The organism is Streptomyces sp. NPDC098781 (assembly GCF_044759995.1).
Lineage (GTDB): Bacteria > Actinomycetota > Actinomycetes > Streptomycetales > Streptomycetaceae > Streptomyces.
The window spans coordinates 80,711-93,329 of record NZ_JBIWAK010000010.1; the positions used below are offsets into that span (position 1 = coordinate 80,711).

The window sequence follows — 12,619 nt, forward strand, 5'->3', positions numbered from 1 at the left end:
CGGGTGAAGTGGTGCGGGCGCGGGTGCGGCTAGCGCACCCAGCCGGTGAAGCTGTTTCCGGTGGTGCGGGACCGCTCCGTCGGCTGCGGCCGGCCGCCGCCGTCGACCGCGGCCGACACGGCACGCACCAGCCACGCGTTGACCGACAGGCCCTCGCGGCCGGCGGCGTCTTCGGCGCGCGCCTTGAGGTGGGCCGGCAGCCGCAGATTGACGCGGGCGGTGCCGCTCTCGTCGCCCTCGGCCGGAGCCTTGAGCGGTTCGACGGGGGTGGCCGGTTCCGCGGGGGCATCGCCGTAGGTGGGCGGCAGTGTCACCACGAAGTCCGGGTCCAGCCCGCGCAGCCGTACGTCGACCGAGCCGGGGGCGAGCTCACGGGTGATCTCGTCCATCGCGGCGGAGAGCACGTTGAGCATGGTCAGCCGGGTGGCCGACTCCAGCGGAGCGATGAGCCGCTCGGCCAGCTCGCGGGCTTCGTCACCGCCGGCTTCGGCGGCCACCGCGAGGTCGCGGCGGAGGGTGTCGACATAGGGCGTGAGGTCCATGACGCCATCATGGCACCACGATGGCACCACCCGCAAGCCCGAATGGCACCTCATGGCGGACTTCACCGCCACCAGCCCGTCCGACCTGCGAAAACACAACGAAATCAACCCGGGCCATCGTGGCATCACGCACGCTCAGACACCCTAACGGCCGCCCGTAGGCACCGACTGGCACCACATGGCGCCACCTGGCGCCACCTGGCGCCACGTGATGCCACGTGATGCCACGTGATCCCCCTGATGCCGCCGGCGGACTTCACGACGCGTCGGCGCCGGCCGCGCGGGCCTCGTCCTCCGCGGCCGCCTCGTGAGCGCCGAGATGCCGGCGCACCGCCGCCCGCTGCACCAGCGCCCAGGTGTACGACGGCCTGCGCTCCAGCACCTGGTCCAGCTCGGCCAGCGCCTCCGCGTGCCGGCCCAGGTTGGCCAGCGCGGCGCCGCGGCTCGCGCGGGCGGAGTCGTAGCCGGGCTCCCGGGCGAGCGCGTGGTCGTAGTCGGCGAGGGCCTCCTCGTCGCGTCCGGCGCCGCGCAGGGCGTCACCGCGCTCGCAGCGGAACCAGGCCCAGTCGGGGTCCACCGCCACGGCCAGGTCGAGGTCGGCGAGTTGGCGCACGGAGTCGCCGAGCGCGCGGTGCACACGAGCCCGGCGGGCCAGCGCCCAGGGGTAGTCCGGCTTGAGCCGCACGGCCTCGTCGAGGTCCGTGAGCGCGTCGTCGAGCTCGCCGCGGCTGAGGCGGATGGCTCCGCGGGAGGCCAGGGCGAAGGCGTCGGCGGGGTTCAGACCGAGCGCACGGTCCAGGTCACGGATGGCCTCGTCGTAACGCTCCAGGGCCCGGTGGTACTCGCCGCGCAGGCTGAGGCTGCGGGGGTCGTCGGGGGTCAGTTCGAGGGCACGGTCCAGATCGGCGACGGCGGACTGCTGGTCACCGGCGAGGTCATGGGCCATGGCGCGGGCGCGGTAGGCGCGGGCGGCGGCCTCGGGGTCCAGTACGACGGTGGGGTCGGCCTGTTGCCACGGGTTCGCCCAAGTCGGGGCGATCCGCTGCTGCGAGGTCGGCCACGCGGGCTCCGGCAGCCGGCCCGGAGTCACACCGGTCCGTGCGTCTTCGGCGTCCGGGGACACCTCACCGTCCCGCGTTTCGGCGACGTCCTGGTCGCCCGGGTCCTCGTCTCCCGAGTCGACCCGCTGCCAAGCCCCCGGCGCACCCTGGGAGTCGATCTCACCGCTCGCCCGCCCGCCCACCACACCGTGCGAAGCGACTGCCCCAGCCCCGTACCAGCCCCCGGCCGGTACACCCACCACCGGATCCGCGGCCCCGTACCCCCCACTGACCGGCCCGCGCTCCGACGTACCCGCAGCCGCGGTCCGTTCGAACCCCGTCCGCCGCAGCACCAGTTCGAGTGCCGCGACCGTGCCCCCGTCGTTCAGCGCGTCCGCCAGCCGGCGCCCCCACTCGGCCACCGGCCACGCCTCGGCGTCCCATCCCGCCTCCGTCAGGACCCACGCCCAGCGGCCCGCGACGGACTCGCCCTGTTCGCAGGCGGTGACGACGTCCCGCAGGACGTTCGACAGGACCGAGAGCTCGCCCGCGCACAGGCGGTGGTAGAGCTCCGCGAGCCGCAGCTCCCGCCATCCCTCGTCGGTCCACAGTTCCTCGCCGTCGCGGCCCGCCTCGGCCTCGGTGCGCCACCGGCCGAAGACCGACGCCAGCTCCCGGTGCCGGGCCGTCCAGGTCCGGGGCGACTCCTGGCGTTGCAGGCGGAGCATGGGCGCGCGTACGACGTCGTGGTAGCGGACCCGGCCGGCGCGCTCGCCGACGAAGGGAAGGCCCCGCAACCAGGCGTACAGGTCGTCGAGTTCGCCGTCCGGCCGGTCCACCACCGCCCGGAACACGTCCGCGTCCAGCCGGCGCGGCAGCGCGCACGCCAGCGCCACCGAGCGGCGTACCGGATCCGCCTCCCACCTCAGGAACCGCTCCACGGCCGTGGCGCTGGGGTCCCCCACGTCGGACGGGTCGGCGGGCCGGCTCTCCGCGAGCGTCGACACCAGCACCGGCAGTCCGCCGGTCAGCCGCAGCACCTCCGTGACGACCGGTTCGGCCACCACTCCCCGGCCCGCGAGCAGGTCCCGCGCCTCCGGCTCGGTGAACGGCGACAGCGGCAGGTCGGCCATGAAGTCGCCGAAGCCGCCCCAGCGGACGCTGTCGGAGGGGAGCTGGCCGGCCGTCACCACGACGACCGTGGCCGGCAGCGAGCCGTAGCGCTCGGTGGTCATCACACTGTGCAGCCAGCCGTCGAGGAAGCGGCCGGTGCGCTCGTAGGTGTCGAGGAACAGGACGATCCAGGGGACGGCGGACGCGGCCTGGGCCAGCTCGTTCAACAGCACCGGGGTGAGCACGCTCTCGGGGGCGAGGACGAGCCGGGCGTCCTCGTGGCTGCGGAAGCGGCTGCCGAGCCCCGACCTCAACCGGTCGGCGCCCTCCGCGAGTTGGGCCGGGTCGAGGGCGCCCGCGAAAGCTCCGACCCCCGGCACCATGCCCAGCCCCACCAGGCCGGCCCGCGCCACCGCCATGCTGCCGGCCGACGGCGCGCGCGGCTCCTCCGCCGGGGCGGCGACCGCGGCCAGCTCCGCCTCGTACCGCCGCTCCCGGTGGTCGGTCAGCAGCCGGTCCAGATCCTTGAACCGGGTCCCCTGCGCGGCGAACTGCCGGCTGATCGTTTCCAACGCGTCCGGCACGCCTGCCGCGCTCTCGTCGACGTACGCCGTCAACGCCCCGTGCTCCCGGGCGACTTGCTCCAGCTCGCGGAGCAGGAAGGTCTTGCCGACACCCGCGTTGCCGTGCACGTGGAAGCGGAACCGGTGGCGCTCGTCCTCCGGTGGGATGTCGAAGTTGGCCCGGAACGCGGCGCGTTCGGCGCTCCGGCCGACGAATCCGGCCCGACGCCGTCGCGCGATCAGCTCCTGCACCGACTGCCGCGTCCGCGCCACCCGTGGATCCTCTCCGCTCGGCTCCCCCGCGCTCTCATTCTGGCTCAATGCCTTTTGGGCACAGTGCCTTCACAGGGAAGATGACCATCATGCCTACGACACCCCCACGAAGCGCACTCCACCTCGCCGCCACCCTCCTCACCGCGACCGTCGCCCTCTACATAGCCCTGGTCGCCTTCGGGAACATCACGGACTTCGGTACGAACCAGCAGTTCGTACGGCATGTCCTGGCGATGGACACCACGTTCAAGGACGACGACCTGATGTGGAGAGCCATCACCAGTAAGGGACTTCAGGACGCGGCGTACGTCGCGATCATCGTCTGGGAGACCGTCGCCGCCCTGGTGCTCGGCTACGGCACATGGCTCTGGTTCCGCCGCGACGACGCCCGCGCCCGCCGTTTCTCCACCTACGGTCTGCTGATGCTGATGCTGCTGTTCGGCGCCGGGTTCATCGCGATCGGCGGTGAGTGGTTCGCCATGTGGCAGTCGGGCGACTGGAACGGCCTGGAGGCGGCGACCCGGGTGTTCCTGTTCAGCGGGGTGGTGCTGCTCGTCAACCACCTGCCGCAGCAGTCCTCGACCTGACCCGCGTCAGTGGCGCAGGGCCCATTTCTGGACGGTTTCCAGGGGCCCTGCCGAGAACCGCCTCAGCCACAGCGTCGAGCCCACCATGAGCACCGCGCAGACCCCGGCCCACAGGCCCACGACCCACCACGGTCCCGAGTCCCCCAGCCGTTCCGCGAGGCCCAGCCCGATGCCGTAGGAGACCAGGACGCACAGGATGTTCTGGAGGACGTAGCCGGACAGGGCGGTCCGGCCGACGGAGGTCAGGCCCGTCATCAGCGGGCCCGGCCGCCGTACCCGGTCCACCACCGCGCCGATCAGGCCGATGTAGCCGAGGGCCAGCAGCGGGGCGGTGCCGTACCTGGCCGCCAGGGTCAGGTCGGGGCCGCCCATGGCCGCCGCCACGTTGAGGGGCAGCCCGACGCCCAGTCCCCACACCAGCAGCCGGGAACGCAGCCGGCGTCCCGTCTCGTCCGCGCCGAACGCCCCCGCCCGGAACAGCCGTACGCCGAGCAGGAACAGGAAGACCAGGAGGAAGAAGGTGAGCACGGGCTCCATGCGCAGGGCGACCGCGTTCTCCAGGCGGAAGGCGATCTGGTCCAGGTAGCCGCCGTGCGCGTACAGGTCGACGACGTCGCGGGAGACGGTGCCGCCGGTGTCGTCGTCCGCCAGGGTCAGGGCCGCCGTCAGCAGACCGATCAGCGTCAGATGGATGCCCGCAGCCCACCACATCACCCGCCGCTGCGTCCGCTCCGAGCGGGTGAGCAGCCGGGCGACGAGCAGCGCGGTGACCGCGTACCCCATCAGGACGTCCCAGGCGAAGACCAGCACGAAGTGCACCGTGCCCTCGCCGAACAGGAACAGCGCCCGCCACCGGTAGCGCCCCGGCCACGGCTGCCCGCGCCGCTCGGCCGAGGCGTACTGGATGGCCAGCCCGACGCCGAACAGGATCGTCAGCAGCGACAGGAACTTGCCGTTCGCCAGCACGCTGAACGCGCCCTCGACGACTTCCGGGACCGACCCGAAGGACAGCTCTCCGGTGCCGGACTCCAGGACCCCCCACTCCGCGCCCGGCGCGGTGAAGATCCATACGTTCGTCATCAGCGTGCCGAGGATCGCAGCGCCGCGCAGCACGTCGAGGAGCGGGAGCCGTCGTCCGGCGGGCGGCGCGGGCTGGGCTGCCCGGGGGACCGTCGCGTCCATGTGTGTCATGCACTCATCGTCCCGACGGTATCGGGCCCGATCGTCATGACCGCAGTCGAACCCGCCCTACATCGAAGGATGTAGAGGCCCCCTACTGGACCACGACCACGGTCGTACCCGTTTCGCCGAACGCCCACAGGGCGGCCCCGTCGGCCGCGCGCATCCGGACCCCGCCGGTCTGCTTGCCCTCGGCGGGCGGGGGCGAGGAGCCGTCCACGGCGTTGGAGAAGGCGATGGAGATACCGGACTTCGCGGCGAAGTAGACGATGTTCTCGATCTGCACGCCGTCCGAGCCGGTGGTGGCCGTGGTCCGTGACGACACGGCGTAGCTGCCGATGTCCGGGCTCACCGTGCCCGGCCAGACGGCGAACGTACGGCGGGCCGCGTCGCTCGCGTCGACCAGCCAGACCCGCTTCTGGCCGAGGGCGTAGACGATCCGGCGCCCCGTGCCCGAGTCCTTGGGCACCACGGCGGGCGCGGCGGACTTCGTCGGCGCGGGGCTCGCCCCGTCCGACGGCGACGCGCTCGGCCGGGCCGACGCGGCCGTCGGGTGCGGCCCCTTGTCGGCCTGCACGGCGAGGACGGTGACGGCGGCTATCGCTCCCACCGTCAGACCGGTCACCCAGACCTTGGGAGCAGGCACGGCACGCATCTCCTCAGGACTCCAGCCCTCGGTTCCCGAGGGTCGGATCATCGTACTGTGGATGCCCTGTCCCTCGGCTTCGCGGCCCCCGCCGTCACTCCTCGTCCGGGATGGCCCACGCGCCGTCCCGACCCCGCGTCCTGGCGAACGCCAGGTTGGCGGCGACCCCGGACTCCACCCCATCCGCCTCGGCGGTCGCGCCCCCCGCGCGCAAAGCGCGAATCAAGTCGTGCAGGACGATTGCCTCGTTCCACTCATAGGCACCGCCCTGGTAGATGGCCAGCGCCGCTTCCAGGTCCGCGCGGGCCTCCTCGGGCCGGCCCAGCTCACGGTGTGCGACGCCGCGCAGGTGCCGGGCCATGGCCTCGGCGTAGGCGTCTCCGGCACGGCGGGTCACTTCGACGGCCTCAGTGAGCGGTTCGACCGCCTCAGCAGGGCGCCCCTGTCGCAGATGCAGCCAGCCGATGTCGCGCTGGGTGTGGGCGTGCCACTGATCGTGCCTGAGCTGTCGGAACACGTCCAGTGAGGCCCAGGCAGCAGCCCAGGCGTCGTCATACCTCTCCAGGCCGGCGAACACGCGGATACGGGCATTGTCGATACGACCGACCCACATCCGCTCACCCATGGGACCGAAGATGTCCTCGGCCTTGTCGTACCTCTCCAGGGACTCCTCGCGGCGGCCGAGCAGCCGGTAGATCTTGCCCAGCGCGTACAAGGTCGCGCCCTCCCACACTCGGTCGCCGAGGGTCCGGAAGTCGTGTACCGCCTGCTCCAGGAATGGCGCTGCCTCCTCAGGCCGACGCAGGTAACCGAGCGTCTCGGCGAGGGTGCGGCGCAGGCGCGCCTGGGCCCGCAAATCACCGAATTCCTCGGCCAGCCGCAACGCCTCCCGCTGGCTCTCCTCCGCCTTCTCCGGCTGACCGCGCCACCGCTGGAACTCGCCCAGCTTCTCCAACGAGGTCAGCACGTGCCAACGATCGCCATCGGCGCGCAGCTCGCGCACCGCCGTGGTCATGTGCTCCAGGGCTGCCGGGTAGTCACCCTTCGCGGCGAAGGCGCGGGCCACGATCGTCCAGTCCCGAGCGGTCAGCGGGGCCGCCGGGTCGGCGGCGCCACCCGGGAGCAGCACCTCCAGAGCCGTCTCAGGCATGCCGCTGTCCAGGGCCGTGGCTGCGCGGCCGCGCCGCAGGCTGCCCACCACACGCGAACGCTGCTCCGTACCTGCGTCGAACAGCCAGCCCGCGGAGTCGGCGGGCAGTCGCACGGCATCGAGGAAGTACGTGAACGCCTCGGCGAGTTCCACGCCCTCCTCGGCCAGGCCGACGCGCCGGGCGCGGCCGATCGCCCACTGGATCCGCTCGCTCTCCTGAGTCACCCAAGCGCCGCCGGTGGCCGGGTCGAGGTTCCCGGAGCGCGGGCGACGGGACGCCTCCGCGCCGAGCTCTGGAGCCCGGCCCGCGGCCAGGAACACGACAGCATCGCGGTAGGCCCGTACCAGGCGCTCCTCTGCGTCACGACGCTCCTGTGGGGGCAGGGCCTCGTACTGCTGATGGGCGAATACCCGAACCAGGTCATGGAATCGGTAGCCGGACTCCTCGCCTTCGCTGCCGTGTACCTCCATCAGCCCGACTGCGACAAGTTCGTCGGCGATCGCTCCGGGCGCCACCGAGGCGGGCAGGGCCGCCCGGATGTGCCAATCGGCGAGACGGCCGATCGGCAGAAATGCCAACAGCCCGACTACCACCCGGGCGGGCTCGGGCAGGTCCCGGTACATAAGGGAGAGACAGGCCTGCAGGCTCCAGGACTGGAAGGACAACTCGCGCACCCGCTCGCGCTCGTCCCTCAGCCGCGCACACATCTGCCGCAGCGTCAGGTCCTCGCGGGACCTCAGCTTTCCGCCCACGATGCGCAGCGCCAGCGGCAACCGGCCGCAGAACTGAACGATCTCCAGGGCCGCGACGGGGTCCGCGTCCACCCGCTCCCGATCGGCCCAGGCGCTCAGCACTTCCAAGGCAAGGTCCTCGTCGGGGAGTTGGACCGCGAACGACTTCCGCCGCGGGGTGCTTCCGGCGGAGAGATTCCTTCGGCTGGTCACCAGCACCGAACAGCCGGGCCCGACCGGCAGGAGCGGCTGGATCTGTTCTGTGCTGTAGGCGTTGTCCAGGAAGACCAACAGACGCAGGTTGTTGGTCAGGCTGCGGAAGTGCGCAGCCCGGCCGTCCCTCCCCAGCGGAATCTCCTCGGCGGCAGCCCCCAACGCGCGCAGAAAGTCCCCCAGCACCACCGTGCTGTCGCACGGACTGTCAGCGTCGCCCCGGAGATCGACGTACAACTGCCCGTCCGGGTAGTGCTCCTTGACCCGGTGGGCCGCGTACAGCGCGAGCGCCGTCTTGCCGGTGCCAGCCGCGCCGTGAACTACGGTCACGGCGGCCTGCCCGGCTGACGGTTCACCGGGCAGGGAGCCGCCCGTCGGGGTCGGCACATCGCGCAGCCGCTCGATCAGGGCGGCGCTCAGCGTCTCCCGCCCCACCAACAGGTCGTCGGAGAGGAGTTGGTGAGGCACATGCGCCTGCGGGGCAGCCGGGTGGACCTGTTCGGCATCCATGCGGCGCTGTAAGAACGCGGTCAGTCCGGCCACGACCGCGACCGCGCCCCCGAAGGCTCCGACCCGCCATCGCGCATCCAACTCCGAGAAGATGTAGTCGGGTGACATCCCGGCCGCAGCCAGAACCACCATCGCACCCGTGCTCACCATCAGCCGCCTGCGGCGGGCCTGCACGTCGATCGACACCCTGCGTCCCCCTGGAGTCAATGTGGACGGGATGATCGCACGGATCAGCCCACCCGGGACACGCGTGTGCGCGGAATCGAGACAGATTCAGTCCAGCACCGGCAACAACTCCGGCAGATGCCCGTCCGACGCGGTCGCCGCCCGCTGTCGTTCCTCCGGCACCTCGCCGTACAGCGTCGTGCGGGGCTTGGCCGGGCGCCCGGCGGCCTCGGCGACGGCCACCAGGTCACGTACCGACTTGTAGGAGCCGTACGACGAACCCGCCATGCGCGAGATCGTCTCCTCCATCAGGGTGCCGCCGACGTCGTTCGCTCCGGAGCGGAGCATCTCCGCCGCGCCCTGAGTGCCCAGTTTGACCCAGCTGGTCTGGATGTTCGGGATCCAGGGGTGGAGGAGCAGGCGGGCCATCGCCGTCACCGCGCGGTTGTCGCGGGTCGTCGGGCCGGGGCGGGCGATGCCGGCCAGGTACACCGGGGCGTTGGTGTGGATGAACGGCAGGGTCACGAACTCCGTGAAGCCGCCGGTGCGTTGCTGGATGCCGGCCAGGGTGCGCAGGTGGCCGAGCCAGTGGCGGGGCTGGTCGACATGGCCGTACATCATGGTGGACGACGACCGGATGCCGAGCTCGTGCGCGGTCGTGACCACCTCGATCCAGGTCGCCGTCGGCAACTTGCCCTTGGTCAGGACCCAGCGGACCTCGTCGTCGAGGATCTCGGCGGCCGTGCCGGGGATCGAGTCCAGGCCGGCCTCCTTGGCCGCCGTCAGCCACTCCCGGATGGACATGCCGGTGCGGGTCGCGCCGTTGACGACCTCCATCGGCGAGAAGGCGTGCACATGCATGCCGGGCACGCGGGACTTCACGGCTCGGGCGATGTCGAAGTACGCCGTCCCGGGCATGTCCGGATGGATGCCGCCCTGCATGCAGACCTCCACCGCGCCCACATCCCAGGCCTGCTGGGCGCGGTCGGCGACCTGGTCCAGGGACAGGGTGTAGGCGTCGGCGTCGGTCCGGCGCTGGGCGAACGCGCAGAAGCGGCAGCCCGTGTAGCAGACGTTGGTGAAGTTGATGTTCCGGGTGACGATGTACGTCACGTCGTCGCCGACCGCCGACTTGCGGACGTCGTCGGCGACCCGGGTCAGCGCGTCCAGCGCCGGCCCGTCCGCGTGCAGCAGGGCGAGGGCCTCGGCGTCGGTGAGCCCGGTCGGGTCGTCGGCCGCGACGCGCAGCGCCTGGCGGACGTCGGTGTCGATGCGCTCCGGCGCCATGCCGGGGGCGGCCGCCTCGCGCAGGGCGCCCCAGTCGCCGTACACCTCGTCGAAGTCGTCGCGGCGGTCGGACGTGCGGCCCTCGGTGTCGATGGTGGTGTGCAGGTCCGTACGGCCGGAGGAGACGAAGGCCTCCTCGGGCTCCTGCCACGGGCGGCCCTCGACCACGGCGTCGGGGCGGGCGAGGCCCGTCTCCGGGTCGGCCAGCGCCCGTACGTGCGGACGCAGCCGCGGGTCCAGCCAGGGCTCGCCGCGCTGCACGAACTCCGGGTAGACGCAGAGCCGTTCACGCAGCTCGAAGCCGGCCGTCGCCGAGCGCTCGGCGAGTTCCTCGATCTGCGGCCAGGGGCGCTCGGGGTTGACGTGGTCGATGGTGAGGGGTGACACCCCGCCCCAGTCGTCGATGCCGGCCCGGATCAGCCGCTCGTACTCGGAGTCCACGAGGTTGGGCGGGGCCTGGATGTTGCCGGCGGGCCCGAGGATGAGCCGGGCGACGGCCACCGTGGCGACCAGTTCGTCGAGTTCCGCGTCCGGCATGCCGCGCATCGCGGTGTCCGGCTTGGCGCGGAAGTTCTGGATGATCAGTTCCTGGATGCCGTGGTACGCCCGCGAGACCTTCCGCAGCGCGAAGAGAGACTCGGCGCGCTCCTCGTACGTCTCGCCGATGCCGATGAGGATGCCGCTGGTGAAGGGGACCGACGAACGGCCCGCGTCCTCCAGCACGCGCAGGCGGACCGCCGGTTCCTTGTCGGGGGAGCCGTGGTGGGGGCCACCGGGCTCGGACCACAGGCGGGTGGCCGTCGTCTCCAGCATCATGCCCATCGACGGGGCGACCGGCTTCAGACGCTGGAAGTCGGTCCAGGTCAAGACGCCCGGGTTGAGGTGCGGGAGGAGTCCCGTCTCCTCCAGGATGCGGATGGAGATGGCGCGGACGTAGGCGATGGTGTCGTCGTAGCCGTGCGCGTCGAGCCACTCCCGCGCCTCGGGCCAGCGGTCCTCGGGCTTGTCGCCGAGGGTGATGAGGGCTTCCTTGCAGCCGAGGGCCGCGCCCTTGCGGGCGATGTCGAGGACCTCGTCCGGGGACATGAACATCCCGTGCCCGGCGCGGCGCAGCTTGCCGGGGACGGTGACGAAGGTGCAGTAGTGGCACTTGTCCCGGCACAGCCGGGTGAGGGGGATGAAGACGCTCTTCGAGTACGTGATGACGCCGGGCCGGCCGGCGGCTTCGAGGCCCGCGTCCCGCACCCGCCCGGCCGACGCGGCGAGGTCGTCGAGGGCCTCGCCGCGGGCCTGGAGCAGTACGGCCGCCTCGGTGACGTCGAGGGCGACGCCGTCCCGGGCGCGTTTGAGGGCGCGACGCAGGGAGTTCTCGGTCGGGCCGGTGCCGCCGGGGCGGTCGGTGGGGCCGGTTCCGGAGGTCGCGGTGGTCGTCATCCTTCGAGCATACGGTCGGGCTGCGCCGGTTCAGCGGGGCCGGGGGTGACCGTGGGGAACGCGGTGCATGGCCGGGCGTTGGCTCGTTGTGGCTGGTCTGGCTGGTGGCGCCATGCGGCGGAGCCGCATATCCGCACAGCCCCGCGCCCCCGGGTCGGCCGCCGGCCTGCCCGACTACACGTACGCACCGTACGCGTCCAACGCCCGCAACACCTCCGCCTCCCCCGCCGGAGGCAGCTGCACCACGACCTCCTCGATCCCGAGCTCCGCGTAGTGCGCGAGCTTGCCCGGGTTGGGGAAGACGGCGTACGGCACGACCTGGAGCGCGCCCGGGTCGCGCCCGGCGTCGGCCCAGACGGTGCGCAGCAGGGGGAGAGTTTCGGACAGTCCGCGGCCGCCGATCGGCAGCCATCCGTCGGCGTACTCGCTGATGTGCGTGAAGAGCTTCGGCCCCGCGGCACCGCCGATGAGCGTGCGGGGGCCGTTGACCCTGGGCCCGCGCGGCTTCTGGACGGGCTTGGGGTGGGCGAAGCTGGCCCGTACGGAACCGAACTCACCCTCGTAGGCGGTGGGTTCCTCCGTCCACAGGGCCCGCATCAGGGCCATCCGGTCCCGGACGAGTTCCCGTCGGGTCCGCCACTGCACCCCGTGGTCGGCGGCCTCCTCGACGTTCCAGCCGAAGCCGAGCCCGAGGGTGAAACGCCCGCCGGAGAGATGGTCCAGGGTGGCGATCTGCTTGGCCAGGTCGATCGGGTCGTGCTGCGCGACCAGGGTGATGCCGGTGCCGAGCCCGAGCCCTTCGGTGACGGCGGCGGCCTGGCCGAGGGCGACGAAGGGGTCGAGGGTGCGGCCGTACTCGGGCGGCAGGTCACCGCCGGCCGGGTACGGGGTGGCGCGCTCGACCGGGATGTGGGTGTGCTCGGGAAGGTACAGCCCGGCGAACCCGCGCTGCTCCAGCTCACGGGCGAGCCGGATCGGGGTGATGGTCTCGTCGGTGAGGAAGATCGTCACGGAGATGCGCATGACGGCATCTGTACCGCGTGAACGCAACAATGTCCATACCGACCGGTCGGCCTGAATCGATCCCCGGCCGCTCGGCCGCGTCCGACCGGGGGTCGGTCAGCTGACGATCGGCTGGTGATTGGCTGCCGATTCCCTTCCCTTGCCCGTCCGTTCACGGCTGAA

8 protein-coding genes are annotated in these 12,619 nt (G+C 72.1%); 1 reads left to right on the top strand and 7 read right to left on the bottom strand.

Translation table 11 applies throughout. The annotated features are described in order from the left end of the window. Positions 1–29: 29 nt before the first annotated feature. Together ACIQWG_RS33915 and ACIQWG_RS33920 are read right to left on the bottom strand one after the other, a co-directional pair. Entirely contained in the window at positions 30–542 is a 513-nt protein-coding gene (locus ACIQWG_RS33915; RefSeq protein WP_404102651.1) for a hypothetical protein, read from the bottom strand. 256 nt (positions 543–798) lie between these two features. Next, positions 799–3,531 (bottom strand): tetratricopeptide repeat protein, encoded by a 2,733-nt coding sequence (locus ACIQWG_RS33920; RefSeq protein ID WP_404102653.1) that lies wholly within the window; start codon positions 3,529–3,531, stop codon positions 799–801. Positions 3,532–3,620: 89 nt separating this feature from the next. Between ACIQWG_RS33920 and ACIQWG_RS33925 the strand changes: the two genes are divergently transcribed. Next, entirely contained in the window at positions 3,621–4,118 is a 498-nt protein-coding gene (locus tag ACIQWG_RS33925) for a DUF2165 domain-containing protein (RefSeq protein ID WP_404102655.1), read from the top strand. Between the two features lie 6 nt (positions 4,119–4,124). Here ACIQWG_RS33925 and ACIQWG_RS33930 read toward each other — a convergent pair whose 3' ends face one another. The 5 genes from ACIQWG_RS33930 to ACIQWG_RS33950 form a co-directional block, all read right to left on the bottom strand. Continuing rightward, positions 4,125–5,309 (bottom strand): DUF418 domain-containing protein, encoded by a 1,185-nt coding sequence (locus ACIQWG_RS33930; protein WP_404102657.1) that lies wholly within the window; start codon positions 5,307–5,309, stop codon positions 4,125–4,127. Positions 5,310–5,391: 82 nt separating this feature from the next. Continuing rightward, positions 5,392–5,952 carry a hypothetical protein gene (locus ACIQWG_RS33935; protein WP_404103495.1) on the bottom strand — a complete coding sequence of 187 codons (561 nt, stop codon included), beginning with the start codon at positions 5,950–5,952 and terminating at the stop codon, positions 5,392–5,394. Between the two features lie 85 nt (positions 5,953–6,037). Next, entirely contained in the window at positions 6,038–8,734 is a 2,697-nt protein-coding gene (locus tag ACIQWG_RS33940) for a tetratricopeptide repeat protein (RefSeq protein WP_404102658.1), read from the bottom strand. 87 nt (positions 8,735–8,821) lie between these two features. Then, positions 8,822–11,434, bottom strand: coding sequence for a bifunctional FO biosynthesis protein CofGH (locus ACIQWG_RS33945; RefSeq protein ID WP_404102660.1), 2,613 nt, complete (start codon positions 11,432–11,434; stop codon positions 8,822–8,824). A 174-nt stretch (positions 11,435–11,608) separates the two neighbouring features. Further along, positions 11,609–12,457 carry an LLM class F420-dependent oxidoreductase gene (locus ACIQWG_RS33950; protein WP_404102662.1) on the bottom strand — a complete coding sequence of 283 codons (849 nt, stop codon included), beginning with the start codon at positions 12,455–12,457 and terminating at the stop codon, positions 11,609–11,611. Positions 12,458–12,619: the final 162 nt, after the last annotated feature.

What these genes read in the sequence shown, in the direction of transcription:
- ACIQWG_RS33915 (WP_404102651.1), bottom strand. Translation starts at nt 542, where the DNA reads ATGGACCTCACGCCCTATGTCGACACCCTCCGCCGCGACCTCGCGGTG.
- ACIQWG_RS33925 (WP_404102655.1), top strand. Translation starts at nt 3,621, where the DNA reads ATGCCTACGACACCCCCACGAAGCGCACTCCACCTCGCCGCCACCCTC.
- ACIQWG_RS33930 (WP_404102657.1), bottom strand. Translation starts at nt 5,309, where the DNA reads ATGACACACATGGACGCGACGGTCCCCCGGGCAGCCCAGCCCGCGCCG.
- ACIQWG_RS33935 (WP_404103495.1), bottom strand. Translation starts at nt 5,952, where the DNA reads ATGCGTGCCGTGCCTGCTCCCAAGGTCTGGGTGACCGGTCTGACGGTG.
- ACIQWG_RS33945 (WP_404102660.1), bottom strand. Translation starts at nt 11,434, where the DNA reads ATGACGACCACCGCGACCTCCGGAACCGGCCCCACCGACCGCCCCGGC.
- ACIQWG_RS33950 (WP_404102662.1), bottom strand. Translation starts at nt 12,457, where the DNA reads ATGCGCATCTCCGTGACGATCTTCCTCACCGACGAGACCATCACCCCG.